Origin of the sequence: Pseudomonas cichorii (assembly GCF_015471405.1) — a bacterium.
Lineage (GTDB): Bacteria > Pseudomonadota > Gammaproteobacteria > Pseudomonadales > Pseudomonadaceae > Aquipseudomonas > Aquipseudomonas serbiensis.
Genome location: NZ_BLVZ01000011.1, coordinates 166553 through 192085 on the forward strand (window position 1 = coordinate 166553; position 25533 = coordinate 192085).

Here is a 25533-nt window from a genome sequence, read left to right on the forward strand (position 1 = left end):
CAATGGAGCCCGAATGCTCAACCCCCATCTGGTCCCCGCAGCAAGTCCTGTGGCACTCGTTCGCAGCCTCTGGCATCACCGCCAGCTCATTCTCACGATGACGCGGCGCGATGTGATTGGTCGTTACCGCGGCTCGGTCATGGGCATTGCATGGTCTTTTTTTAACCCCGTGCTCATGTTGGCGGTATACACCTTCGTATTCTCCGAAATATTCCAGGCACGCTGGACAGGTCAGGAAACAGGCAAGGGAACCTTTGCCATTCTGTTGTTCGTGGGAATGATTGTTCATGGTTTGTTTGCCGAGTGTGCCAACCGATCCACCTCGCTGATTATTTCCAACAACAACTATGTAAAGAAGGTGCTGTTCCCGCTGGAAATCCTGCCCGTGGTGACATTGGGCTCAGCAATCTTTCATACGCTGATCAGCCTGGTCGTCCTGTTGCTCGCGCAACTCCTCCTCACTCATACGCTGTACGCAACAGCCATTACCTTTCCGCTGGTCCTGCTGCCGTTGTTGATTGCGACGCTGGGGTTCAGTTGGCTCTTGGCTGCGCTGGGCGTTTACCTGAGGGATGTGGGGCAATTCATTGGCGTGCTGACCACCGTTCTGCTGTTCCTGTCTCCCGTGCTTTATCCGGTGGCGGCCTTGCCGGAGGCTTATCAACCCTGGCTGAAGCTCAACCCGCTGACCTACATCATCGAAGAAAGCCGCAATGTCCTGCTGTTCGGGCTCTGGCCGCAGTGGGACAGCCTTGCGCTGGCGATGCTGATCGGCTTCGGCTTCGCGGCGCTGGGCTTTGGGTTCTTTCAGAAAACTCGAAAAGGGTTTGCCGATGTCCTCTGATGAAATAGCCATCAGCGTACGCGATGTCTCCAAGTGTTTTTACACCTACGACAAGCCTGTGGACCGCTTGCTGCATTCGCTGATCCCAAGGATGCAGTCCATGCTGGGCCTGCCTGCCAGGACCTATGGCCGCGAGTTCTGGGCGCTGCGCAATATCGACTTTGAAGTCGCAAGAGGCGAAACGGTCGCCGTGGTCGGGCGCAACGGCTCTGGAAAATCGACCCTGTTGCAGATCATCTGCGGCACCTTGATTCCCACGGGCGGGGCAGTCGAAACACAGGGTCGGGTTGCAGCCCTGCTGGAACTGGGCTCCGGTTTCAATCCCGAGTTCACAGGCCGGGAAAACGTCTACCTGAACGCCTCGGTACTGGGCCTGGCGCGCGAAGAAGTCGATCAGCGCTTCAGTGCCATTGCCGACTTTGCCGACATCGGCGACTTCATGGATCAACAGGTCAAGACCTACTCCAGCGGGATGGCCGTACGCCTGGCGTTTGCGGTCCAGGCCCAGGTCGATCCACAGGTGTTGATTGTCGATGAAGCGCTGTCGGTCGGGGATGCGAAATTTCAGGCCAAATGCTTCGAGCGGCTACGGCAACTGAAGCAGAACGGTACCAGCATTCTGTTGGTCACCCATGCCAGCGAACAGGTCGTGACCCACTGCAACCGGGCGATCCTGCTCGACCGGGGCCATGTGGAAATGATCGGAGCATCACGCCCGGTCATCAACCGCTACATGGACCTGCTGTTCGGCCGCGACAGGCGCGTCGAGCAGGCTGTGCAGAGACAACAGGTTCCAGTCAATGACCGCAAGAGCGAACACGGGCCGCTCTTGCACTTCGATCACGACGCCTACAGCTCACGCACAGGCTTCAACCAGCATGAATATCGCTGGGGCGATGGTGCCGCCAGCCTTCAGGATTTTCACCTTGCGGCAAACGGCCTTGAGTTCCCTACCAGCATCGGGCCGGGCGACGAGGTCGTGCTGTACCTGGCCATCTGTTTCAACCACACGATCAGCAACCCCGTGCTGGGCTTCACAATAAAGACCAAGGAAGGAGTCACCGTCTATGGCACCAACTCTTACCTGCTGGGCAGCGCTTCCAGCCAGGACATATACAGCGCCGGATCACGGCTCAAGGCCTGTATGAAATTCACAAACCGACTGGCCAGTGGCGACTACTTCATCTCGATAGGCATCGCCTCCCGTGAAGGGGAAGACATCATTCCCCATGACCGCCGCTATGACTCCATTCACTTTGTTGTCGCTGCGACCACCACGCTGTTCGGCCTGGTCGATCTTGCCGTTACGATGGATTTCGACCAGGTAAACCACCCATGATCGAGCTTGAGAAAAGCGGTTACCGCCAGGACACAGACACCGGAGTATGGGCACGGCCCGATTATCAGGGGCTTGCTTACAATGACGGTGACGAAAGCGAAGAGCGCCTGGCACAGATCATACGAGACGCACAGGATTTGTCCGTGTTGTCCGGCGAGTTGGGCAGGCATTGCACGGACTGGGCATCGCTGTACCACCTGGGCCGTGCGCGTGGAAACATCCTGCGCCCTTTTGAACACATTCTGTCAGGCCAGATACTGGAAATAGGTGCTGGTTGCGGCGCCATCAGCCGATATCTGGGGGAGTGCGGCGCCAGCGTGCTGAGCCTGGAAGGCAGTGCGCGCCGGGCCAGGATAGCCGCGAGCCGCACACGGGATCTGAACAACGTCACAATCGTTGCCGAACGCTTCGACCAGTTCAATCCACCGACTCGTTTCAATGTCATTACTCTGATCGGAGTCCTGGAATACGCCAGCATGTTCGGTCAGGAAACCGATGCAGCCCTGAGCATGCTCAAGCGAGTCAAAAGCTTGCTGAAACCCGATGGGGTGCTGCTGCTCGCCATTGAAAACCAGTTGGGCCTCAAGTACTTCGCCGGCGCACCGGAAGATCATCTCAATAGCCCGATGTACGGGATTGAAGGGCGCTACCGCGACCACGACCCCGAGACGTTCGGCCGCAAGCGCTTGATGGCGTTGCTTGAGGAAGCAGGCTTCAGCCGCTCGGAGTTCCTGTTTCCGATGCCCGATTACAAACTGCCCAACTCCATCGTCACCCAGCGCGGCTTTGAACTGGACAGTTTCGATGCGGCAGCCCTGGCCTGGCAGAACGCCAGAAAAGACCCTCAACTGCCCGGCGCGCCTTTGTTCAATCTGGAGCGGGCATGGCCGGTAGTGGTCAGCAATGGCCTGGGCATGGAACTGGCCAACTCCTTTCTGATCGCGGCCTCATCCTTGCAGTCCAGTGTTGTGCCACCCGACATGCTGGCGGGTCATTACAACGTCAGCAGGAAACCTGGCTACTGCAAGCAAACGCTATTCATTGAAACCGATAGCGGCATCGAGGTTCGGCATGAGTCCTTGCGAGCAGAAACGGCAACGGGTGAAAAAAGCGCTTATCGACATGTGCTTTCGCACGTCGACAGGTACCGACGCGGGCAGGCATTGAGTCAGCAATTCCTCAATATCGCCAGCGCGCCCGACTGGACCCTCAAAGACTTCGGGGCGTTCATCTCGCTTTATATGGCAGTACTCGAAACGTTGCTTGAAGAGCAAGGCCATTCAAGGCACTCGAACACCCTTGATGCACAACTGCCAGGGCTGTTTATCGATGCCGTGCCTCACAATATTCTGCTCGACTCACAAGGCCGCCCGGCCCTGATCGATATCGAATGGGATGTTCAGGAGGGCGTACAGCTCGGGCATTTACTGATCCGCGCCCTATTGCTGCTGATTGCCAGCGCCCAGCCGTTCTGCCCCGGCGTCATGCCGCTGACCCGCCGTCAGTTCATCATTCACAGCCTGCGCCATGCGGGCCTGGAAATGACCCTGCCGGAGCTGGAAGCCTTCATCGAAAAGGAGGCGCAGTTCCAGGCATTCGTCAGCGGTATCAATGCCAGCTACTTCCTGAACTGGGAGCCCGAGCAGATCATCAATTCACGGGCAGCTCCCGTTGAATCCAAAGTCCTGGCCAAGCTGTATTACAGCGACGAGGCTGGCAACTTCAAAGAAGATTACGCGCTGAGCATTGAAGTCCTGCCCGGTCATCAACAGTTGCAGTTTCCCCTGCAAAACCTCAAGGCACGCCCCAAAAGACTCAGGCTCGACCCTGTAGACCGTCATATTTCCTTCTCTGTGGATAACTTGCGCATCCTCACGCCACGGGCCGAAATCTGGACCTGGGATGGCGAGGTTGCGTCCCTGCCGTCGGTGTCGGGCCTGATGGAAGTCGAGAGGTCCGGCTTGTCCGTGCTGTTTGTCTGCCTCGACGATGACCCTTACCTGGAACTGCCGGTAGACCTGTCGCAACTGAACGACCTGCATTCAATCGTCTTGAGGCTGGACCTGGTGCTGTACACCGACGAAGTGATCGCCCGGCGCATCAACCAGAATCGCAACTGGGCCAACCAGAATGAGTCTTCGCTACGAACCGCCGTTGAGCCGCTGCATGAACAGATGCAGACGCTGGCCCTGCGCATCAATGAACTGGAAAGCACCACTTACCTGATCCAGCAGAATGTCGTCGACGGCAAACAACATACAGCCCAGACCGTAGAGCGCCTGCTCAATGACCACGCGCACCTGACCAATGGCCGTGAGGCACTTATAGCCAGCCTGGAAAGTGCTCTGCTCAATCAGCAGATTGAAAAGGACACCCACATCCACGCACTGAACCTGCGCATCCGCGAACTGGAAGGTTCCTATAGCCGCAGGCTGGCAACTCCGCTGCGCCACTCAGCCATCGCGGTGCATCGCCTGGCGCATATCTCGAAGCGCCTGCCGTCACTTGTTCGCCGGGGAGGCGGTTTAAAGAAAACCGCCAGACGGGCTGCCAATGTATTGCAGGAGCATGGCGTGCGGGGGTTACTGGCGCGGATGCGCTGGTTCCTGAGTGAACCGGGCGCGGAACCTGAAAAGGTCGAGATCGAACAGGCGCCAGACCGGCATGACTATGCAGCCTGGATCAGGCAGTACGACACACTCGATGACGATGATCGCCAGGAAATCGCCCGACACATCAGCACCTGGGAAAATCCGCCGCTGATTTCGGTCATCATGCCGGTCTTCGATCCGCCGCTGGACCTGCTGCGCGAAGCCCTCGATAGCGTAAGAAACCAGTTATATCCCCACTGGGAACTGTGCATCGCCGACGATGCTTCCAGCAATCCCGCGGTGCAGGAGTTTCTGAAGCAGGCCGAGCAACAGAGCCCGAAGATCAACGTCATATTCCGCAGTGCGAACGGGCATATTTCAGAGGCCAGCAATTCGGCCCTCGATATCGCGCAGGGGCAATACATCGCCCTGATGGACAATGACGACCTGCTTCCCGAACACGCGCTGTATTGGGTGGCACGCAAGATCATCGAACACCCGGACGCCGGCCTCATTTATTCGGACGAAGACAAGATTGACCGACAGGGGCACCGCAGCGCGCCTTACTTCAAACCCGACTGGAACGAGTTTCTGTTTCGCTCGCAGAACATGCTGTCCCACCTGGGGGTCTATCGGCGCGATCTAGTCGAGCAGGTGGGTCGATTCCGGGTGAGCTTCGAGGGTTCGCAGGATTACGACCTGGCCTTGCGGTGTAGCGAAAAACTGTCCCGCGAGCAGATCATTCATATCAGTCGTGTGCTGTACCACTGGCGAATTCACGCCGGAAGCACCGCCATGGCTGCCGATGAAAAACCCTATGCAGTCCGTGCCGGCGTGAAAGCCCTCGATGAACATCTGGAACGTACCGGGCACAAAGGCTGGACAGAGTTGCTGCCCATGGGCATGTACCGTGTCCATTATCAACTGCCGCTGCACAAACCTCTGGTCAGCCTGATCATTCCAACCCGCAACGCAGGAGCACTGCTCAAACAATGCATCGATAGTATTCAGAACCTGACCACCTACAGCCCGTATGAAATCGTCGTGGTCGATAACGGCTCCGACGATCTCGAATCTCTGGCTTATTTTGAGCAGATCAGCGAACAACCGAACATGACGGTGCTCAGGGATGACGGCCCTTTCAACTATTCAGCCCTGAACAACAAGGCCGTCAAAATGGCTCGCGGCGAGCTGGTCGGTTTGATCAATAACGATATTGAAGTCATCACCCCCGAGTGGCTGGATGAAATGGTCGCACTGGCCATACAGCCGGAAGTCGGTGCCGTCGGCGCGCGCCTGTGGTTCCCTGATAACCGGCTGCAGCATGGCGGCGTCATTCTCGGTATTGGCGGTATAGCCAACCACTCGCATAAATTCCTGCCCAAGGGCGAATACGGTTATTTCGGGCGGGCGGTATTGATTCAGGAGTTCTCGGCCGTGACCGCAGCCTGCCTGGTTATCCGCAAATCCATATTTGAACAAGTCAACGGACTCAATGACGTGAATCTGAAAGTTGCCTTTAACGACGTCGATTTCTGCCTGCGGGTCAAAGAGGCCGGATACGTCAACGTATGGACACCTTTTGCCGAGTTATACCACCATGAATCGGCAACCCGTGGCTTTGAAGACTCACCGGAAAAACAGGAACGGTTTACCCAGGAAGTCGATTACATGATGACTCGCTGGCCGAATATAAAAGCTGATTATGCCTACAACCCGAACCTGACCTTAGAGCAAATAGATTTCGGTTTGGCCTGGCCTCCGGCAACTAGAACTTAACGTTGTTCCACCTATTAGACTGACACTCATCCCCCCATGAACACACCCACTGAAATCGATATTTCAGGACTAAGGTGTTACGACAAGATTGTCGATGATGTGACCTATAGCGCTCCACGCGGTATCACTCGTGAAACACGAGGTCGGGTCTGGATCGTTCGTGTCCTGAAAAACAAACATGTACTGGTCTCGGCGCGCTTCACCGATCTGCGCTTCGGTGGAACCCGCCGCGCTCTGGAAGCTGCAATCATTCACTTGATCCACAGTGGCCATGCCTGGCGACGTGACGATGTCCTGCAATTGACCGAACATGCCACTGCACACTGGCGCAAAAGGAGTGGCGCTGGCCTGTGTGCGGTCGCGTATGTCCCGAAAAAGGGGCCGGGGCGCGGGGAAACCTTTTTCCTGTCCACCTACAAACGGGTCGCCAGTGGTCGGGGCCTGGGGAAACTTCGTTCCAAACTGGTCGAAGTCCTGGAAAACGCCCATGAAATGGAAGAAGGCATTTCGACAATACCTTATTCCACTCAAAAGAAGATTCGTCAGGAGGTTGACCTGTTGTTCGACAGCGAGCAGTTTCGGGCCTTTCTTGAGGCCGGGAAAAGAAAGGCGGACCATATTGCCGTCACTGAATATATCGAGAAGCTGTCCAGGGACCCGGAGCCCTAGGCTCTGATTCAGTTCATGACGCCTGAAGACTTTGTATCCTGCTTGTATCTATTTGTTGAAATCCCGACCATCAATTCTCTATTTTACCTTTTGTTTACATTCATCATATTGAGCCACCTGTATCAGGGCGAAGATAATCAGTCGGCATTGATGCCCTCTCACATCAATCATTCTTCGTTATTAATCCTGATGCCGCGATTCATCGTATTCGTTACATCATCCCGTTGGATTGATTACAGGCGCTGCACCCGTTATCGATACCCGAAATAAACAGGAAAGTTGATTATGTTAAAACTGACCTGCAAGGCCAGTACCGACCTGGAATCTGCGCAATTGCGCTGCTACAACAGGGTCGTTGATGGCATCACCCATAGCGTGCCACGAGGGATCAGCCGTGAAGTACGCGGCAACGCCTGGGTCGTGAAAGTCATCAAGAACAAACAGAATGTATTGCTGGCGCGCTTTACCGATGCGTCTTTCGGTGGGACGCGCAAGGCACTGGAAAGCGCCATCATCCACCTGACGCACAGCGGTCATGCCTGGCAGGCGAGTGACGTCCTGCAACTGGACGAGCGCGCCACCGTGCATTGGCGCAAGAGGAGTGGCGTCGGGCTGTGCGCGGTCGCTTACGTGATGAGCAACAAGCCAGGCCGTGGGGAAACCTTTTTCATCTCGACCTACAAACGGGTCGAGAGCGGCAGGGGCATGGAAAAGCTACGCGCCAAACTGATCGAAACCCGGACGTGCTCTTATGAAACCGAGCATGAGGTTTCGCCCTTGCCCGAGGCGGTCCGGCAAGAATTGCATCTTGATGTCGACACGCTGTTGCGCAGCGACCGCTTCCAGACGTTTCTCGATGCAGGGAAACGCAAGGCCGATCAAATCGCAGTCAATCAATACGTAGAGGCAATCAGCCGGCACGCATAAGGAGCGCCCCAAGACCCTCAGGCCTTGGGGCACGCTCTGTCAGACCCGGAAGCGGCTGACCATTGTCTGCAACTGAACGCCCAGGCGAGCCAGCTCGACGCTGGAAGCAGCCGTTTCTTCACTGGCCGAAGCGGTCTGCTCGGAAACATCGCGCACGTTGATAATGCTGCGAGTGATTTCCTCGGCCACGGCACTCTGTTGCTCGGCGGCAGCCGCAATCTGCTGGTTCATGGACTGGATGCTGGAGACGGTCTGGGTGATGCTGCCCAGCGATGCACCCGCCTTACGACTGAGGGTGACACTGTTGGCCGTCAGCTCACGGCTGCTGAGCATGATGCTCGACACCTGGCGGGTACCGTTTTGCAGACCGGCCACCAACGTCTCGATCTCTTCGGTCGACTGCTGGGTGCGCTGCGCCAGACCACGTACTTCATCAGCCACCACTGCGAACCCGCGACCCGCTTCACCGGCCCGTGCCGCCTCGATGGCCGCATTGAGAGCCAGCAGGTTAGTCTGTTCGGCAACGGCCTTGATCACATCCATGACCTTACCGATCTTGTCGCTTTCCTGCTCCAGTTCGTTCATCGCTTCAGCCGAGCGTCCCACTTCTGAGGCCAGACGTTCGATCTGCGCAATCGCCTCACCCACCACCCTGTCGCCATCGCGGGCTTCACGGTCTGCACTGGATGCCGCTTGCGAAGCCTGTTCGGCGTTGTGGGCAACTTCCTGAACGGTAGCCGACATTTCATTCATGGCCGTGGCCACTTGATCGGTCTCGACTTTCTGATTGTTGACCCCGGCGCTGGTCTGCTCGGTCACGGCCGACAGCTCTTCAGCAGCACTGGCAATCTGGGTCACGCCATCGCGGATACCGACAATCAGGTCGCGCAGGGTAGCGCTCATGCGCTGTACACCCTGTTGCAACACGCCCAGCTCATCGCGGCGTGTGACTGCAATGTTGCGCGACAGATCACCCGACGCGATGCGCTCTACTTCGGCCAGCGTGTCCTGCAAAGGAGCTGTGATCTGGCGGGTGATAATCAGTGCCGCCAGAATGCCCAGAACCAGAGCCAGCACGGTGCCGCCGATCTGCATGTTGCGTGCATGGTCACTGTCTTCAGCACCCCGAACGGCCTGAAGTTGATACAGCGCTTCGCTGACCTTGGCCATCGCTACGCCTTGCTCGGTGTTTTCCTTGCGCGCCGCGCCGATAGCCGCATTGGCCGCCTTGAAGTTATCCACAGCCTGACGGTAGCTGACAATGGCGCTTTCCAGTTGCTTGAACTCTTCAACATAGCTGCCATTGAACGCAGCCCTGAGCGGCTCCATACCCTGCAGGGCAGTATCGAGCTGACGGTATGCATTCTTTTCAGTGGTTTCGTTAGGTTTGCCGGTGTAACCACGCACTTCATAGCGAATCAGGGCCAGATTTTCCTTGGCTTTCAGAATCGCCTGGTAGCGCCCGAAACGGCGCTCGTCATCCGGCGGCATGCTGACAACATCGTCGATGATCCTGCCGATGATTTCTGCGCCTTTGACAGCGTGGACACCCATGGTTTTACGCAGGGCAGCATCGGCACGGTAAGCCTCACGCATCCGGTCATACGACTGCTGATACTCAGCAGTGAGCTTGCCCATTTCCTGGAGCTTTTCCTGGTTACCCGGATAGGTAAAAAGCGCCAGCAGCGAGTTGTGCTTTTCCTTGAGGCGGTTCAAAAGGCCCTGAGCGACATCACCCATCTTTTCATCGCCGTCCTCAGTGACGTACTGCAAGCGTCTGAGGCGCAGCTCACTCATTTCTGCATTGAGATTCATGATGTCGGCGACGCGCTCGCTACGCTCGATCAGGCTGCCCAAACCACCCCAGCCAGTCAGCGCCAGGAGGCAAGTCAGAATGAGTACTGCGCCAAAACCCAGGGCGAGTTTCAATTTGACACTGATGTTCGCAAACCATGTATTCATGACATTCCTTCGATTTCCTGAACGCTCGCCAGGGCGATTTAAACCGCGACCAGTTGTCCAGTAAGTGGGCTGGATCGAACTAATAAATTGATACAGATGATTACATGAATAACAGAAAGAATGGCTCATGGCCATTCATTAGTGCATGAGATTTACTCACGCTGGCGCGCGAAAAGGCTTGAGATAGAGCACTTTGGCTCAGAAAAAACTGAGCCCGGCAAAGGCCGGGCTCAAAGGTGCCGCGGGATGAATCAGACGCGGAAGTGGCTGACCATCATCTGCAACTGGCCGCCCAGGCGAGCCAGTTCGACGCTGGACGCTGCGGTTTCTTCACTGGCCGAAGCGGTCTGCTCGGAAACGTCACGCACATTGATAATGCTGCGGCTGATTTCCTCGGCCACGGCGCTTTGCTCTTCGGCGGCGGCAGCAATCTGCTGGTTCATCGCCTGAATGTTGGACACAGTCTGGGTAATGTTGCCCAGCGATGCGCCCGCCTTGCGGCTGAGTGAAACACTGCTGGCGGTCAGCTCGCGACTGCTGAGCATGATGCTCGACACCTGACGAGTACCATTCTGCAGACCTGCCACCAGGTTTTCGATTTCCTCGGTCGACTGCTGGGTACGCTGCGCCAGGCCACGAACTTCGTCGGCAACCACCGCAAAACCACGACCCGCCTCACCAGCCCGCGCAGCCTCGATGGCCGCGTTGAGGGCCAGCAGGTTAGTCTGTTCGGCAACGGCCTTGATCACGTCCATGACCTTGCCGATCTTGTCGCTTTCCTGTTCCAGCTCGCTCATGGCGTCAGCCGAGCGGCCTACTTCGGCAGCCAGTTTTTCGATCTGGGCAATCGCTTCACCCACCACCTTGTCACCATCGCGGGCTTCACGGTCGGCATTGGAAGCGGCGTGCGAAGCCTGTTCGGCGTTGCGGGCAACTTCCTGAACAGTCGCCGACATTTCATGCATGGCCGTGGCCACCTGATCGGTCTCGACTTTCTGGCTGTTGACCCCGGCGCTGGTCTGCTCGGTCACGGCCGACAGCTCTTCGGCAGCACTGGCAATCTGAGTCACGCCATCACGAATACCGGTAATGAGATCACGCAGCGTGGAACCCATGCGCTGGATACCTTGTTGCAGCACACCCAACTCGTCGCGACGGGTCACCACAATGTTCTGCGACAAGTCGCCCGAAGCGATGCGGTCCACAACGTCCATGGTTTCCTGAAGAGGACGGGTGATCTGACGGGTGATGAGAACCGCGGCCAGAATGCCCAGGAACAGCGCCAGCACGGTGCAGCCGATCTGCATGTTGCGGGCCTGCGCACTTTCCATATCACGACGATCCAGCTGAAGCTGATACATGTCTTCACTGATCTTGACGATGTCCTGACCTTGTACGGTCATTTCCTTACGAGCCTGCGAGATATCGTTATTCGCCGTCTTGAAACCCTGAAGCGCGGTGCGATAGCTGGCCAGGGAGGCTTCCAGTTGCTTGAGGAGATCACCATGGGTGTCGCTGAAGCTGGCTTTGAGCGGAGTCAGCCCTTTGATGGCGTCGTCCAGTTGGTTAACGGCTTTCTGTTCGTTTTCAGGTGTGAGGTCAGCGGCATAGCCACGAACTTCGTAGCGCACCTGCATCAAGTCTTCCTTGGTATTGATGACGCTCTCATACTGGCTGAAACGGGTTTCATCGGCAGGGTCCAGCTTTTTGACGTCGGCCAGGATCTGCTCGATCAGAGCTGCCCCCTTGACGGCATGTACACCCATCTCCGCACGCATGGCAATGCTGGTCCTGTAGCCATTGCGCATGTTGTTCAGGGATTTCTGGTAATCACTGATCACCACACCCAGCTTCTCAAGCAGCCTTACGTTTTCAGGGCTCTTGAAGGACTTGAGCAGTTTCTCCTGATAGCCTTTGAAGCCATCAAGCGACACCTGAACGGTTTCGGCGACCTTCTCGTCCCCGTTGGCGACCATATATTGCAGGCGCGTCACCCGCAGTTTGGTCAGCTGGGAGTTGAGCGAAGTGATGTCGCTCATCCAGTTACTGCGATCAATCAGACCGCTGAGGCTGGTCCAGCCAGTCAGGGCAAGAATGGCAGTAAAAACAAGTACTAGACCGAACCCAAGGGCCAGTTTCATATTTACGCTGATGTTTGCAAACCAGCTATTCATCGACTTTCTCCAGGATCGTCTAGTTTCAAATTATGGCCGCTGGAAAGTTGTTTTTTTAGGCCGCAGCAAAGGCAATACGTAATGTCACTATCGGCAGATCACAGCTGACCTGAAATAAAAAACGGAGAAAGTTGAAAAAAAATCGCTGGGCTTTCACGAAGCTTTCATTCGCTGCAGCCCACAGTTATAAAGGCATGCAGAGAATGACATTCGTCATACCCTGTCATAAAAAAGACGCCATAAATCTGTCTATAATGGATCCAAAAAAAACCAGCATTGCCGTATGGGTATATAGTACTTTAGCCATAGCGAATAGAACGCCTCTATAAAAACAAATTACCCGAACATCAAAACCTATTGTTTCTGCCGAGATTTATAGTAATGAGCTTGAAGTTCCGTCATAAAATCCTGTTAGCCGCATCGGGTGTCGTGGTATTGGCATTCGCACTATTCACTTTCTATAACGATTATCTGCAACGTACGACCATTCGTCAGAATCTTGAGACGTCTGTAGGACAGGCAGGGGAGTTGGCCGCCAGCAGTGTTCAGAACTGGCTGAGCGGGCGCATTCTCGTTCTGGAAAACCTCGCTCAGAACGTTGCCTTCCAAGGTGTAGGGACTGACCTGAGCGGACTAGTGTCCCAATCCTCGTTGGTATCCACCTTCCAGTTCACCTATGTCGGTGACAGCAAGGGCACATTCACCCAGCGACCCAATGTCGAAATGCCGGCGGGTTACGACCCACGCCAACGGCCCTGGTACAAATCGACCATCGAAGCCGGCAAGAGCATCCTGAGCGCGCCTTATCTGGCGTCGGTGGGCGGCCTGGTGGTCACCATCGCCAGCCCGATCAAATCAGGCGGCCAGGTTTCCGGCGTGGCCGGTGGCGACCTGAGCCTCGATACGCTGGTCAAGATCATCAACTCCGTCGAGTTCGGCGGTATCGGTTACGCCTTTCTGGTCAGCGGTGACGGTCAGGTCATCGTCAGCCCGGACAAGGATCAGGTGCTGAAGAACCTCAAGGACATCTATCCGGGCCAGACACTGACTCTGGACAAGCGCCTGCGTGAAGTGACCCTCAATGGCCAGGATCGCATCCTGTCCTTTACCCCGATCACCGGCTTGCCATCGGCCGACTGGTATATCGGCCTGAGCATCGACCGCAACAAGGCCTATGCGCCCCTGAGTCAGTTCCGTAGCTCTGCACTGGTCGCGGTACTCATTGCGGTGGCGGTGATTGCCTTGCTGCTGAGCCTGCTGATCCGTGCGCTGATGCGCCCACTGACCGACATGGGCCGTGCAATGCAGGACATCGCCCAAGGGGAAGGCGACCTGACTCGTCGTCTGCGTATCCAGGGCCAGGATGAGTTCGCCGAACTGGGCGGCTCCTTCAACCAGTTTGTCGAGCGCGTACACGCATCCATTGCTGAAGTGTCGTCCGCAACCGTGCAGGTCCATGACCTGTCGCGGCGTGTGGTGGAATCGTCCAACGCCTCGATCACAGGCTTCGATGAGCAAAGCGCCCGCACCAACAGCGTGGCCGCAGCGATCAACCAGTTGGGCGCCGCCACTCAGGAAATTGCACGCAATGCGTCCGATGCCTCGACCCAGGCCAGCGAAGCACGTGAGCAGGCTGAAGACGGCCGGATTGTGGTGGAAAAAACCATAAACGCCATGAGTGAGCTGTCGAGCAAGATCAGCGACTCCTGCACCAAGATCGAAACACTCAATGCCAGCACCGACAACATCGGACACATCCTGGACGTCATCAAAGGCATCTCGCAGCAGACCAACCTGCTGGCGCTCAACGCGGCAATCGAGGCAGCACGTGCCGGTGATGCCGGACGCGGTTTTGCCGTGGTGGCCGATGAAGTGCGCAACCTGGCACATCGCACCCAGGTTTCCGCCGATGAGATCCACAAGATGATCGGCGAGCTGCAAAGCGGTTCTCAGCAAGCCGTCTTGAACATGAACGAGAGCCAGACATCCAGCCAGGACAGCGTGGAGGTTGCCAATCAGGCAGGTAACCGTCTGCGCGATGTAACCCGGCGCATCGGTGAAATCGACGGCATGAACCAGTCGGTTGCAGCGGCTACTGAAGAACAGACCGCCGTGGTGGAAACCCTGAACGTGGACATCAGCCAGATCAACACCCTCAACCAACAGGGCGTGTCCAACCTCAATGAAACCCTCAAGGACTGCGCGGCGCTTTCACAACAGGCCGGGCGTTTGAAGCAACTGGTGGACAGCTTCAAGATCTGATGAGGTCAGCCACGTCAGCCGCCTCCTGTGCAGGAAGCGGCTGACGGGTTTCAGACAGGATCGTTACTTCAGCGCACGCCAGGTGAACGGATAACGGTATTCCTGGCCTTCGTTGGCCTTGATCGCAGCAATGATCGTCAGCACCAGTGCGCCGACACCGATCAGCATCAATAGCGGAAATCCGATAACCACGATCACCAGCAACATGCTGACAGCCATGGCAATCGAAACCGTGATCTGGAAGTTCAGCGCTTCCTTGCCCTGTGAATCCAGGAACGGATCAGAGTCCTTCTTGAGCTGCCAGACAATCAGCGGCCCAAGCAGATTGCCGAACGGAAAGATAAACCCGCCGAAAGCCGCCAGGTGACAGAACATTGCCCACTGACGAACATCCCGAGCAGGTTTTGGAAACTGGCTGTCACTCATATGCGGCTCCTTTCATTGCGCATCAGTCGGCCAGTGCGGCACGCTGCAATTCGAACAACTCGGTCATGCCTTTCTGGGCCAGCGCCAGCATTGCGTTCAGCTCTTCGGGCTGGAATGGCGCGCCTTCGGCAGTACCCTGAACCTCGATGAAACCACCGGCGCTGGTCATGACCACGTTCAGGTCGGTCTCGGCGGCGGAGTCTTCCAGATAGTCCAGATCGAGCACTGGCTCGCCCTGATACATACCGACCGACACGGCAGCGATCATCTGCTTGAGCGGGTCACCGCCCTTGAGGCCGCCGCGCTTCTTGATCACTTTCAGGGCATCGACCAGGGCAACCATGGAGCCGGTGATGGATGCAGTACGAGTACCGCCATCGGCCTGAATCACGTCGCAGTCGACATACAGGGTCACGTCGCCCAGCTTGGACATGTCCAGCGCAGCACGCAGCGAGCGGCCGATCAGACGCTGGATCTCCAGAGTACGCCCGCCTTGCTTGCCACGGCTGGCTTCGCGCTGGTTACGCTCGCCGGTCGCACGCGGCAGCATGCCGTACTCGGCGGTCAACCAGCCCTGGCCCTGACCTTTAAGGAAGCGTGGTACGCCATTTTCGACGCTGACCGTGCAGATCACCTTGGTGTCACCGAACTCCACCAGCACAGAACCTTCGGCGTGTTTGGTGTAGTTGCGGGTGATGCGGATCGGACGGAGCTGATCGGCAGCGCGACCACTTGGACGTTTCATCTGGGATACCTGTACTGGGACGGAAAACTGCCGAGCATTATAGAGGTCACAGCCCAAGCTGGGCATATCTAAAAGTCGCAATACCGATACCGGATAGTTCAAAGGCTCTGGGACCGGGCTTTCAAGCCTCGAGCACTGGAAAGAACGGAGCCTTGCATCGCTTGTCACATTCACGGATTGGGAGCCTGAGCTGCACTGCGCTACAATCCTGCGCCTTTGCAGCCTGTCGGCTTTTACGACTTCCGTGACCGCGCTCATGGACCGAACCAAGAGGTACTTCCTATGGTGCACAGCATGACGGCCTTTGCCCGAGTCGAACAGGCCGGCGCTCAAGGCACATTGAGTTGGGAACTACGCTCGGTCAATCATCGCTACCTTGAACCTCACCTGCGTCTGCCGGAATCCTTCCGCGACCTGGAGGGCGCAATCCGCGAGGCCCTGCGCCAGGGTTTGTCACGTGGCAAGGTCGAATGCACCTTGCGCTTCGTTGAGGAAAACGCGGGCAAACCGCTGCAAGTGGACCGCGAGCGCGCCGGACAACTGATTGCTGCTGCCGAAGTCGTCGCCGGCCTGATCAAGCAGCCTGCGGCCCTCAACCCTCTTGAGGTCCTGGCCTGGCCTGGCGTTCTGGTGGCCGACGCCTCGGACCCGCAAGCCCTCAACAATGAAGCCCTGAAACTCTTCAACGAAGCCCTGACCGAACTGAAGAACGGTCGCGGCCGCGAAGGTGCGGATCTGGCCAGGCTGCTCGATGAGCGCCTGACGTCCATCACCCAGGAAGTCGCCACCCTGCGCACTCTGGTGCCACAGATGCTGGCCGCTCAGCGGCAGAAAGTCCTGGATCGCTTTGCCGACATGAAGGCAGAGCTTGATCCCCAGCGCCTGGAGCAGGAAATGGTCCTGCTGGCGCAGAAAAGCGATGTCGCGGAAGAGCTCGATCGCCTGAGCACGCACGTCACGGAAGTGCGCCGCGTGCTCAAGACCGGCGGACAGGCGGGTCGTCGCCTGGACTTCCTGATGCAGGAGCTCAACCGCGAAGCCAACACACTAGGCTCCAAGGCCTTCGACCCACGCAGCACACAGGCTGCCGTCAACCTAAAGGTGTTGATCGAGCAGATGCGTGAACAAGTGCAGAATATTGAGTAAGGCTGAACCTGACATGACCCACAGTACCGGTACCCTGTACATCATTTCCGCTCCGTCCGGCGCAGGCAAGACCAGTCTGGTCAAGGCTCTGATCGACGACTCGGAGCAGCAGATCCGCGTTTCGGTTTCGCACACCACCCGCGCCATGCGCCCCGGTGAAGTCGATGGCGTGAATTATCACTTCGTTGATCGCGCCGAATTCCAGCGCATGATCGACCATGGTGATTTCCTGGAGCAGGCCGAAGTCTTCGGCAACCTCTACGGCACGTCGCAGAGCCATCTGCAGCAGACACTGGACGAAGGCCATGACCTGATTCTGGAAATCGACTGGCAAGGCGCCCAGCAGGTTCGCAAGCAGATGCCCCATGCACGCTCGATCTTCATCCTGCCGCCAACCCAGCAGGCACTGCGCCAGCGCCTGACCAACCGTGGCCAGGACAGCGACGAGATCATCGACGCACGCATGCGCGAAGCGGTCAGCGAAATGAGTCACTACAAGGAATATGAGGCCATCGTGGTCAACGATGACTTCGCCCATGCACTGGAAGACCTGAAAGCGATTTTCCGCGCCAACCGGCTCAGCCTGCAGCATCAGGAAGAGAAATACAGCCAGTTATTCAAAGAGTTACTGGCCTGAACCGACCTTGCGGGCACGCGCTGACGCCTGCCCGCAACGCTCACCCTTCGGCGTGCCGCTTGAAGCTTGTGGCTAACCGCTTGTAAACTACCGAGTCCGCTCGCCCATCCGGGCACCGCGCATACGCATTTGCTACGAGGAATACCCATGGCCCGCGTGACTGTTGAAGACTGCCTGGAACACGTCGATAACCGCTTCGAGCTGGTCATGCTCGCTACCAAGCGTTCGCGTCAGCTCGCTACTGGCGGCAAGGAGCCCAAGCTGGCTTGGGAAAACGACAAGCCTACCGTCGTCGCTCTGCGTGAAATCGCAGCTGGCCTGATGGACTACTCTGTCATCGCAGAAGCTGAAATCGTTGAAGATGAACCATTGTTCGCAGCGTTCGAGGACGAGTCCAGCGAGGCCGTCTAAGCCTATGCCGGGGCGATGTGGTACGACGCAGTGTAAAAGCCACGAGCAAGGAGTAACGCCTTGCCGAGCATAGACGCACTCGCCGACCGCCTTTCGGCCTATCTTGGCAAGGACCAGGTCAATCTGGTCCGCCGAGCGTATTACTACGCCGAACAAGCCCACGACGGCCAACGCCGTCGTAGCGGCGAAGCTTATGTAACGCATCCGCTTGCGGTTGCGAGCATCCTTGCCGACATGCACATGGACCATCAGAGCCTGATGGCCGCGATGCTGCATGACGTGATCGAAGACACCGGTATCGCCAAGGAAGCACTCTGCTTGCAGTTTGGCGAAACCGTGGCCGAGCTCGTCGACGGGGTCAGCAAGCTGACCCAGATGAACTTCGAGACCAAAGCCGAAGCCCAGGCTGAAAACTTCCAGAAGATGGCCATGGCCATGGCACGCGACATTCGCGTGATCCTGGTCAAGCTCGCCGACCGTCTGCACAACATGCGTACGCTGGAAGTCCTGTCCGGCGAGAAGCGCCGCCGCATCGCCAAGGAAACCCTCGAAATCTATGCCCCGATCGCCAACCGGCTGGGCATGCATAGCGTTCGTATCGAGTTCGAGGACCTGGGTTTCAAGGCCATGTATCCCATGCGCTCTTCGCGCATCAACCAGGCGGTCAAGCGCGCCCGGGGCAATCGCAAGGAGCTGGTCAACAAGATCGAAGAGTCCCTGAGCCATTGCCTTGCAGTGGACGGGATCGAAGGCGAAGTCAGCGGACGCCAGAAACACCTCTATGGCATCTACAAGAAGATGCGCGGCAAGCGTCGCGCCTTCAACGAGATCATGGATGTCTACGCATTCCGCATCATCGTCGACAAGGTCGACACCTGCTATCGCGTGCTGGGCGCTGTACACAATCTGTACAAGCCACTGCCCGGTCGCTTCAAGGATTACATCGCAATTCCCAAAGCCAACGGCTATCAGTCGTTGCACACCACCCTGTTCGGCATGCATGGCGTACCCATCGAAATCCAGATCCGCACCCGCGAAATGGAAGAGATGGCCAATAACGGCATTGCCGCACACTGGCTGTACAAATCCACCGACGACGAGCAGCCCAAGGGCACCCACGCCCGCGCCCGTCAGTGGGTCAAAGGTGTACTGGAGATGCAGCAACGTGCTGGCAACTCCCTGGAATTCATCGAGAGCGTGAAGATCGACCTGTTCCCGGACGAGGTCTACGTCTTCACGCCAAAAGGCCGGATCATGGAGCTGCCCAAAGGCTCCACGGCAGTGGACTTCGCCTACGCAGTCCACACCGACGTCGGCAACAGCTGTATAGCCTGCCGGATCAACCGCAGGCTGGCACCGCTTTCCGAACCGCTGCAAAGCGGCTCGACCGTCGAAATCGTCAGCGCACCGGGCGCACGCCCGAACCCTGCATGGCTCAACTTCGTCGTCACCGGCAAGGCCCGCACCCATATTCGTCACGCCCTGAAGCTGCAACGCCGCTCCGAGTCCATCAGCCTGGGCGAACGCCTGCTGAACAAGGTGCTCAACGGCTTCGAGTGTACGCTGGACAAGATCGCGCCCGAGCGCATCCAGCTGGTTCTGACCGAATACCGCGTCGAAGTCCTGGAAGACCTGCTCGAAGACATCGGCCTGGGCAATCGCATGGCCTATGTGGTCGCCCGCCGCCTGCTGGGTGAAGGCGAACAACTGCCAAGCCCGGAAGGCCCGCTGGCGATTCGCGGGACCGAAGGCCTGGTGCTCAGTTATGCCAAGTGCTGCACGCCGATCCCTGGCGACCCGATTGTCGGGCACCTGTCCGCAGGCAAGGGCATGGTTGTACACCTGGACAACTGCCGCAATATCAGTGAAATCCGCCACAACGCGGAAAAATGCATCCAGCTGTCCTGGGCCAAGGACGTCACTGGCGAATTCAATGTCGAGTTGCGTGTGGAGCTGGAACACCAGCGCGGCCTGATTGCCCTGCTGGCCAGCAGCGTCAACGCCGCCGACGGCAACATCGAAAAGATCAGCATGGACGAACGCGATGGCCGTATCAGCGTGGTCCAACTGGTCGTCAGCGTTCACGACCGCGTGCACCTGGCTCGCGTGATCAAGAAACTACGCGCCCTGACCGGGGTGACACGTATCACCCGCATGCGCGCATAGCCAACCCATCATCAGGAGTTCTTCATGACCAAGACTGTCATCACCAGCGACAAGGCACCTGCGGCCATCGGTACTTACTCCCAGGCGATCAAGGCTGGCAATACCGTCTACATGTCCGGACAGATCCCGCTGGACCCGAAAAGCATGGAACTGGTCGAAGGCATCGAAGCCCAGATCGTTCAGGTCTTCGAGAACCTCAAGTCTGTCGCTGAAGCAGCGGGTGGCTCCTTCAAGGACATCGTCAAGCTGAACATCTTCCTGACCGATCTGGGCCACTTCGCCAAGGTCAACGAGATCATGGGCAAATACTTCGAGCAGCCTTACCCGGCCCGTGCAGCCATCGGCGTTGCCGCACTGCCACGTGGCGCTCAGGTCGAAATGGACGCGATTCTCGTCATCGAATAAATCATTCCAGCGGGGCGCCAGCCGCTCCGCTTCCCCTGCAAAGGAAGGACTCCGCTATGCGCTCCGCGCTCGCCATCTCACTGCTGGCTGCCATCCTGACTGGCTGCGCCAGCCACGCCGACCGCAACCCTGACGGTACCTGGATCAATCAGAACGCCATCGACGCTGCCGTCAAAGGCGGCAACCTGCGCGAAGCACTGCTTGCCAACGGCCCGAACCTGGAATGGCAGGTGAACACCAAGGCCAATCAGGCCATCTATTCCAATGGTTTCGAGCTGGGCGAAGGCAAGATTGCCAGCGCTGCCGACGGCAAGCTGCACATCGACTTCTACGGCAACTTCTCTGAAGACCTGACCGTCAAGGGCGACCAGTTGATCCAGGCTGCCAGCGAATCAGGTCCGGAGCAGCATTTCGAGAAGCCCGAAAACCCGGCCCCGGAAGGCGCACCTTCTGGCAGCAGCTTTGAAAAAGCCCTGTACGGCGCTTACATGGGCGGCAAATGGACCATCGTCAGTGGCGATGGCCAAGGCAGCACCGTGCAGTTCCTGCCGGACGGCAGCGTGCAGGGTCTTCCCGAAAATGACCGCTACGCCCTGTGTCTGGCGGGCGATTGCGCAGCCATGAGCGGCGAATTCGACAGCATGTGGCTGGAAAAGAACGAACAAGGCAACCCGTGGATCTTTGCCCGCAAAGGCAAGCAACTGGAAATATTCCAGGCACTCAACACGGCTGGCGCTGGCGAGATGCCTCAACTGCGCCCAGGCCAGCGTCACTGGCTGCTCGAACAGCAGTGATGCATCCGTGAAGACGGGCCTGCTCATCACGATGATCAGGCCCGCCTCGCATTACCCGAGCAACGCCGCATACCCCGCACGATAATCCGTATACTTCGGCGCCCAACCCAGCGCCCGCGCTCTGGCATTGCTGCATCGCTTGCTGCCCACGCGCTGCACGCTGACATCTTCGGACCATTCGGTCACACCCAGATATTCGCGAATCCAGGCCACTACATCGGCCAGCGCCGCCGGATCGTCATCGACGCCAAGATAGCAATCCTCAAGCGCCACCCCGCGCGCATCGGCCTGAAGCAGAAAAGCCAGCAAACCCGCTGCGTCGTCAGCATGAATGCGATTGGCATAGACCGGCGGGTCGACCCGCACACTATGGCCCTGACGAACACGATTGGAGAGATCGTTGCGACCGGGGCCGTAGATCCCCGTCAAACGCACGACCGTGGCAGGCCAGCCGCTGTTGAGGGCGACCTGTTCGGCTTCCAGCATCACCGTGCCGGAAAAACCCGAGGGCTCGGTTGCCGAGGCCTCATCGACCCATTCGCCATGCTGCTGCCCGTAAACACCGCTGCTGGAGACAAACACAACCCGCCTGGGCTGCTGACCGTGCTGCTTCATCCAGTGCAACACATGAGACAAGCCCTCGACATAGGCGCGTCGGTAGCCGTATTCGTCCCTTTGCGTGGGTGTGGCGCAATAAACCAGATAATCGATAGTATCCGTCGGCCAGTCCTGCGGCTCCAGCCAGTCGAACAGATCGCCCTTTACCGGAATCACGCCTTCAGGCAACTGTGATGTATCACGCCGCAAGCCATGGACGCGCCATTCAAGAGGCAGCAATCGAGTGGCCAGACGAGCGCCTATATCGCCGCAACCGGCGATCAAAAGGGATGGTGCAGACACCTGATACCTCCACATGACAACGAATAAGGCCAAAAAATAATCAGGAATAAAGCAGCCTGATGTTATTTATTGAAAAAAAGATACATTATTACTTCTGCTAACAAGAACGATTTGCAATAATACCCGTCCATTTGTTCCCGCACTCCCGTCGAGCCTATAACGCGACGTCCCGGAACAACCATTATTTCCATTTCAGGTCAGGCCAGCATGACACGCATTCAATCACCCGCTTCGCCAACCAAGCTACCTCGCCTGCCGCGTGCATGGCGTGGTGTGGCTGCCCTTGTGTTGAGCCTGATGCTCGCACCTGTCGCTCTCGCTGACCAATCGGCACCGGCCGCTCAGGCACCTCAAGCCGCTGCCGCTGCTCCAGCCGCCACCGCGCCTGCAACCCAGCCAGAAGCCGTTGCACCTGTCGACACCCTGGAGCCTGTCGTTGAAGAAGCCGGCCTGGGCATGGCTCACGATCTGTCGCCATGGGGCATGTACCAGAACGCCGACATCGTCGTCAAAGCGGTCATGATCGGTCTGGTCATCGCTTCGATCATTACCTGGACCATCTGGATCGCCAAGGGTTTCGAGCTGCTGGGCGCCAAGCGTCGTCTGCGCGTTGAAATCGCTGGCCTGAAAAAGGCCCGCTCCCTGAGCGACGCCAGCCAGAGCGCCAACAAGGAGGGCACCCTGGCTCACCTGCTGGTCCATGACGCACTGGAAGAAATGCGCCTCTCTGCCAACAGCCGCGAGCGCGAAGGTATCAAGGAGCGTGTCAGCTTCCGTCTGGAGCGTCTGGTTGCTGCCTGTGGCCGCAACATGAGCAACGGCACCGGCATGCTCGCCACCATCGGTTCGACGGCTCCCTTCGTCGGCCTGTTCGGTACCGTGTGGGGCATCATGAACAGCTTCATCGGCATCGCCAAGACCCAGACCACCAACCTGGCAGTGGTTGCACCCGGCATCGCCGAAGCCCTGCTGGCAACAGCACTCGGTCTGGTTGCAGCGATTCCGGCAGTCGTTATCTACAACGTCTTCGCCCGCTCCATCGCTGGCTACAAGGCTCAGGTTTCGGACGCTTCCGCCCAGGTTCTGCTGCTGGTCAGCCGCGACCTGGATCACCTGCCGGAAAGCGATCGCAACCAACAGCAACCGCACATGGTAAAGGTGGGCTAAGACGTGGGCCTGCATCTTAACGAAGGCGGCGATGATCTCGCCGAGAACCATGAAATCAACGTGACGCCGTTCATCGACGTCATGCTGGTGCTGCTGATCATCTTCATGGTCGCGGCACCGCTGGCAACGGTAGACATCAAGGTCGACCTGCCAGCCTCTACCGCAACACCGCAACCAAGGCCCGAGAAGCCGATCTTCCTCAGCGTCAAGACTGACAAGAGCCTGTATCTGGGCGAAGAGAAAGTCGCTCGCGAGCAGATTGGTCAGGTGCTGGATGCCAGAACCAAGGGCAAGAAAGACACCACCATCTTCTTCCAGGCCGACAAAGGCGTGGATTACGGCGATCTGATGGAAGTCATGAATACCCTGCGCGGTGCTGGCTACCTGAAAGTCGGTTTGGTTGGCCTTGAGACGGTTGGTAAAAAATGATCACTACGCGCCAAAAACTGACGCGCTATAGCGGTAGTCTGTTGTTGGTGCTGGCTGTGCATGCCATCGCGGTCATCGTCGCACTCCGGTGGCCGGCATCACAGGCTATCGAGTTGCCACCGGCCGCCATGATGGTCGAACTGGCACCGTTGCCCGAGCCCGCACCGCCACCACCGCCCAAGGTCGTTCAGCCGCCGCAACCTCCAGCGCCGGAAGAGGAAATTCCTCTGCCTGAACTGGTCGAGGCGCCAAAGCCGGAAATCGCGGTTCCCAAGAAAGTGGAAAAGCCCAAGCCAAAACCGCAGCCGCCAAAGCCGCAGAAGAAGCCTGAGCCACCGCAGGAAAAGCCTGCCGATGAAAAGCCGGTGGACACGCCGCCAACAACGGCCCCTCCTGCAAAATCGGCTGCACCGACGCCGCCTAGCCCGCCGTCTCCACCCAGCACGGCATTGCCAAGCTGGCAGAGCGACCTGCTGAGGCACTTGAGCAAGTACAAGAAGTACCCTGAAGATGCTCGCCGTCGCGGCATGCAAGGGGTCGCCCGTCTGCGCTTCGTGGTCGATGCGGAAGGCAACGTCCTTTCCTACTCGATTGCCAGCACTTCAGGCAGTCCGGCACTGGACCGAGCCACCATGGAGATGATCCGTCGTGCTCAACCGTTGCCTAAACCGCCAGCGGAAACACTGAACAACGGCACGATCGAAATCCTGGCACCTTTCGTTTATTCCCTGGATAAACGCTGAATAACACTTTTGTTACTCATGAGTGCTTCTGATAACGTGCGTCTATCGATTGCACCCGCTATGCTGGGTCCGCAACTTCATGGACGCACGTTATGACCCTTACAGAATTGCGCTATATCGTTACGCTTGCTCAGGAACAGCACTTCGGCCACGCTGCCGAACGCTGTCACGTCAGCCAGCCCACGCTCTCGGTGGGCGTGAAAAAGCTTGAAGATGAACTTGGTGTGCTGATTTTCGAGCGCAGCAAGAGTGCTGTACGTCTAACGCCTGTCGGTGAAGGCATCGTTGCCCAGGCCCAGAAGGTACTGGAACAGGCACAAGGCATCCGCGAGCTGGCACAGGCGGGCAAGAATCAGCTGACAGCACCACTCAAGGTCGGCGCGATCTACACCGTTGGCCCCTACCTGTTTCCGCATCTGATTCCGCAACTGCACCGGGTCGCCCCGCAAATGCCGTTGTACATCGAAGAGAACTTCACTCACGTGCTGCGCGACAAACTGCGCAACGGTGAGCTGGACGCGGTCATCATCGCCTTGCCATTCAACGAAGCCGATGTGTTGACCCTGCCACTCTACGACGAGCCCTTCTCGGTTCTGATGCCAGCCAACCATCCATGGACCCAGAAAGAGTCCATCGATGCCTCGGCATTGAACGACAAGAGCCTGCTGTTGCTAGGTGAAGGTCACTGCTTCCGCGATCAGGTCCTGGAAGCCTGCCCGACGCTGACCAAAGGCGGCGAAGGTGCCAAGCACACGACGGTGGAATCCAGCTCTCTGGAAACCATTCGCCATATGGTCGCTTCCGGTCTCGGGATCTCGATCCTGCCGCTGTCGGCCGTGGACAGCCATCACTATGCACCCGGCGTGATCGAGGTTCGCCCACTGACAGCACCTGTACCTTTCCGTACGGTCGCTATCGCATGGCGCGCCAGTTTCCCGAGGCCCAAGGCAATCGAGATTCTTGCTGACTCTGTACGCCTGTGTTCCGTGGCTCGTCCAAAAACAGAAGCAAGCTAGG

21 protein-coding genes and 1 pseudogene are annotated in these 25533 nt (G+C 57.8%); 16 read left to right on the forward strand and 6 right to left on the reverse strand.

All coding sequences use genetic code 11. The features are described from left to right. The first annotated feature begins 13 nt into the window (after positions 1-13). The 5 genes from JL015_RS18700 (at position 14) to JL015_RS18720 (ending at position 8149) form a co-directional block, all read left to right on the forward strand. Positions 14-844, forward strand: coding sequence for an ABC transporter permease (locus JL015_RS18700; protein ID WP_201001003.1), 831 nt, complete (start codon positions 14-16; stop codon positions 842-844). Further along, entirely contained in the window at positions 834-2183 is a 1350-nt protein-coding gene (locus JL015_RS18705; RefSeq protein ID WP_201019491.1) for an ABC transporter ATP-binding protein, read from the forward strand. Before JL015_RS18700 ends, JL015_RS18705 begins: the two co-directional genes overlap by 11 nt. Further along, positions 2180-6553: a glycosyltransferase gene (locus tag JL015_RS18710; RefSeq protein WP_201019492.1), complete on the forward strand. Its 4374-nt coding sequence runs from the start codon at positions 2180-2182 to the stop codon at positions 6551-6553. Before JL015_RS18705 ends, JL015_RS18710 begins: the two co-directional genes overlap by 4 nt. A 36-nt stretch (positions 6554-6589) precedes the next feature. Beyond that, the gene (locus tag JL015_RS18715) at positions 6590-7222 is read left to right on the forward strand and encodes a hypothetical protein (protein WP_201019493.1); all 633 of its coding nucleotides are present in this window, start codon (positions 6590-6592) and stop codon (positions 7220-7222) included. 285 nt (positions 7223-7507) lie between these two features. Further along, the gene (locus JL015_RS18720; RefSeq protein ID WP_201019494.1) at positions 7508-8149 is read left to right on the forward strand and encodes a hypothetical protein; all 642 of its coding nucleotides are present in this window, start codon (positions 7508-7510) and stop codon (positions 8147-8149) included. 39 nt (positions 8150-8188) lie between these two features. Here the strand turns inward: JL015_RS18720 and JL015_RS28275 are convergent, their stop codons facing one another. From JL015_RS28275 to JL015_RS28285, 3 genes and pseudogenes are all read right to left on the reverse strand, one after another. After that, positions 8189-10111 (reverse strand): HAMP domain-containing methyl-accepting chemotaxis protein, encoded by a 1923-nt coding sequence (locus JL015_RS28275; protein WP_201019495.1) that lies wholly within the window; start codon positions 10109-10111, stop codon positions 8189-8191. Between the two features lie 251 nt (positions 10112-10362). Next, complete coding sequence (locus JL015_RS28280) at positions 10363-11226, reverse strand: methyl-accepting chemotaxis protein (protein WP_405046120.1); 864 nt, start codon at positions 11224-11226, stop codon at positions 10363-10365. A 39-nt stretch (positions 11227-11265) separates the two neighbouring features. After that, positions 11266-12150: pseudogene (locus JL015_RS28285) on the reverse strand (methyl-accepting chemotaxis protein); the annotation flags it as partial. Between the two features lie 516 nt (positions 12151-12666). On the opposite strand from JL015_RS28285, the gene JL015_RS18735 reads away from it, so the two are divergent. Next, positions 12667-14547, forward strand: a complete 1881-nt coding sequence (locus JL015_RS18735; protein ID WP_201000991.1) for a methyl-accepting chemotaxis protein — start codon at positions 12667-12669, stop codon at positions 14545-14547. A gap of 63 nt (positions 14548-14610) precedes the next feature. On the opposite strand, the gene JL015_RS18740 is transcribed toward JL015_RS18735, so the two are convergent. Beyond that, positions 14611-14973, reverse strand: coding sequence for a DUF4870 domain-containing protein (locus JL015_RS18740; RefSeq protein WP_201000990.1), 363 nt, complete (start codon positions 14971-14973; stop codon positions 14611-14613). A 22-nt stretch (positions 14974-14995) separates the two neighbouring features. After that, on the reverse strand, positions 14996-15718 hold the full coding sequence (gene rph / locus JL015_RS18745) for a ribonuclease PH (protein WP_201019497.1): 723 nt from the start codon (positions 15716-15718) through the stop codon (positions 14996-14998). 282 nt (positions 15719-16000) lie between these two features. On the opposite strand from rph, the gene JL015_RS18750 reads away from it, so the two are divergent. The 6 genes from JL015_RS18750 (at position 16001) to JL015_RS18775 (ending at position 21277) form a co-directional block, all read left to right on the forward strand. Next, positions 16001-16864, forward strand: coding sequence for a YicC/YloC family endoribonuclease (locus JL015_RS18750; RefSeq protein ID WP_201019498.1), 864 nt, complete (start codon positions 16001-16003; stop codon positions 16862-16864). Between the two features lie 13 nt (positions 16865-16877). Next, positions 16878-17501: a guanylate kinase gene (gene gmk / locus JL015_RS18755; protein WP_201019499.1), complete on the forward strand. Its 624-nt coding sequence runs from the start codon at positions 16878-16880 to the stop codon at positions 17499-17501. A 147-nt stretch (positions 17502-17648) separates the two neighbouring features. Then, entirely contained in the window at positions 17649-17912 is a 264-nt protein-coding gene (rpoZ, locus tag JL015_RS18760) for a DNA-directed RNA polymerase subunit omega (protein WP_117163837.1), read from the forward strand. A gap of 60 nt (positions 17913-17972) precedes the next feature. Continuing rightward, the gene (gene spoT, locus JL015_RS18765; protein ID WP_201000982.1) at positions 17973-20078 is read left to right on the forward strand and encodes a bifunctional GTP diphosphokinase/guanosine-3',5'-bis pyrophosphate 3'-pyrophosphohydrolase; all 2106 of its coding nucleotides are present in this window, start codon (positions 17973-17975) and stop codon (positions 20076-20078) included. Between the two features lie 24 nt (positions 20079-20102). Continuing rightward, the gene (locus JL015_RS18770) at positions 20103-20483 is read left to right on the forward strand and encodes a RidA family protein (protein ID WP_201000981.1); all 381 of its coding nucleotides are present in this window, start codon (positions 20103-20105) and stop codon (positions 20481-20483) included. Between the two features lie 56 nt (positions 20484-20539). After that, entirely contained in the window at positions 20540-21277 is a 738-nt protein-coding gene (locus JL015_RS18775; protein WP_201019500.1) for a hypothetical protein, read from the forward strand. 51 nt (positions 21278-21328) lie between these two features. Here JL015_RS18775 and JL015_RS18780 read toward each other — a convergent pair whose 3' ends face one another. Next, positions 21329-22177, reverse strand: coding sequence for an SDR family oxidoreductase (locus tag JL015_RS18780; RefSeq protein ID WP_201019501.1), 849 nt, complete (start codon positions 22175-22177; stop codon positions 21329-21331). Between the two features lie 207 nt (positions 22178-22384). Here JL015_RS18780 and exbB point away from each other — a divergent pair, with 207 nt between their 5' ends. The 4 genes from exbB to JL015_RS18800 all read left to right on the forward strand — a co-directional run bounded on the left by exbB (position 22385) and on the right by JL015_RS18800 (position 25532). Continuing rightward, positions 22385-23344, forward strand: coding sequence for a tonB-system energizer ExbB (gene exbB / locus JL015_RS18785; protein ID WP_201019502.1), 960 nt, complete (start codon positions 22385-22387; stop codon positions 23342-23344). A 3-nt stretch (positions 23345-23347) separates the two neighbouring features. Then, complete coding sequence (gene exbD, locus JL015_RS18790) at positions 23348-23773, forward strand: TonB system transport protein ExbD (RefSeq protein ID WP_003377967.1); 426 nt, start codon at positions 23348-23350, stop codon at positions 23771-23773. After that, entirely contained in the window at positions 23770-24516 is a 747-nt protein-coding gene (locus JL015_RS18795; protein ID WP_201000977.1) for an energy transducer TonB, read from the forward strand. Before exbD ends, JL015_RS18795 begins: the two co-directional genes overlap by 4 nt. A 92-nt stretch (positions 24517-24608) precedes the next feature. Continuing rightward, positions 24609-25532 (forward strand): hydrogen peroxide-inducible genes activator, encoded by a 924-nt coding sequence (locus tag JL015_RS18800; protein ID WP_122314833.1) that lies wholly within the window; start codon positions 24609-24611, stop codon positions 25530-25532. Position 25533: the final 1 nt, after the last annotated feature.

What these genes read in the sequence shown, in the direction of transcription:
- JL015_RS18700 (WP_201001003.1), top strand. Translation starts at nt 14, where the DNA reads ATGCTCAACCCCCATCTGGTCCCCGCAGCAAGTCCTGTGGCACTCGTT.
- JL015_RS18705 (WP_201019491.1), top strand. Translation starts at nt 834, where the DNA reads ATGTCCTCTGATGAAATAGCCATCAGCGTACGCGATGTCTCCAAGTGT.
- JL015_RS18710 (WP_201019492.1), top strand. Translation starts at nt 2,180, where the DNA reads ATGATCGAGCTTGAGAAAAGCGGTTACCGCCAGGACACAGACACCGGA.
- JL015_RS18715 (WP_201019493.1), top strand. Translation starts at nt 6,590, where the DNA reads ATGAACACACCCACTGAAATCGATATTTCAGGACTAAGGTGTTACGAC.
- JL015_RS18720 (WP_201019494.1), top strand. Translation starts at nt 7,508, where the DNA reads ATGTTAAAACTGACCTGCAAGGCCAGTACCGACCTGGAATCTGCGCAA.
- JL015_RS28275 (WP_201019495.1), bottom strand. Translation starts at nt 10,111, where the DNA reads ATGAATACATGGTTTGCGAACATCAGTGTCAAATTGAAACTCGCCCTG.
- JL015_RS28280 (WP_405046120.1), bottom strand. Translation starts at nt 11,226, where the DNA reads ATGGGTTCCACGCTGCGTGATCTCATTACCGGTATTCGTGATGGCGTG.
- JL015_RS18735 (WP_201000991.1), top strand. Translation starts at nt 12,667, where the DNA reads ATGAGCTTGAAGTTCCGTCATAAAATCCTGTTAGCCGCATCGGGTGTC.
- JL015_RS18740 (WP_201000990.1), bottom strand. Translation starts at nt 14,973, where the DNA reads ATGAGTGACAGCCAGTTTCCAAAACCTGCTCGGGATGTTCGTCAGTGG.
- rph (WP_201019497.1), bottom strand. Translation starts at nt 15,718, where the DNA reads ATGAAACGTCCAAGTGGTCGCGCTGCCGATCAGCTCCGTCCGATCCGC.
- JL015_RS18750 (WP_201019498.1), top strand. Translation starts at nt 16,001, where the DNA reads ATGGTGCACAGCATGACGGCCTTTGCCCGAGTCGAACAGGCCGGCGCT.
- gmk (WP_201019499.1), top strand. Translation starts at nt 16,878, where the DNA reads ATGACCCACAGTACCGGTACCCTGTACATCATTTCCGCTCCGTCCGGC.
- rpoZ (WP_117163837.1), top strand. Translation starts at nt 17,649, where the DNA reads ATGGCCCGCGTGACTGTTGAAGACTGCCTGGAACACGTCGATAACCGC.
- JL015_RS18770 (WP_201000981.1), top strand. Translation starts at nt 20,103, where the DNA reads ATGACCAAGACTGTCATCACCAGCGACAAGGCACCTGCGGCCATCGGT.
- JL015_RS18775 (WP_201019500.1), top strand. Translation starts at nt 20,540, where the DNA reads ATGCGCTCCGCGCTCGCCATCTCACTGCTGGCTGCCATCCTGACTGGC.
- exbB (WP_201019502.1), top strand. Translation starts at nt 22,385, where the DNA reads ATGACACGCATTCAATCACCCGCTTCGCCAACCAAGCTACCTCGCCTG.
- JL015_RS18795 (WP_201000977.1), top strand. Translation starts at nt 23,770, where the DNA reads ATGATCACTACGCGCCAAAAACTGACGCGCTATAGCGGTAGTCTGTTG.
- JL015_RS18800 (WP_122314833.1), top strand. Translation starts at nt 24,609, where the DNA reads ATGACCCTTACAGAATTGCGCTATATCGTTACGCTTGCTCAGGAACAG.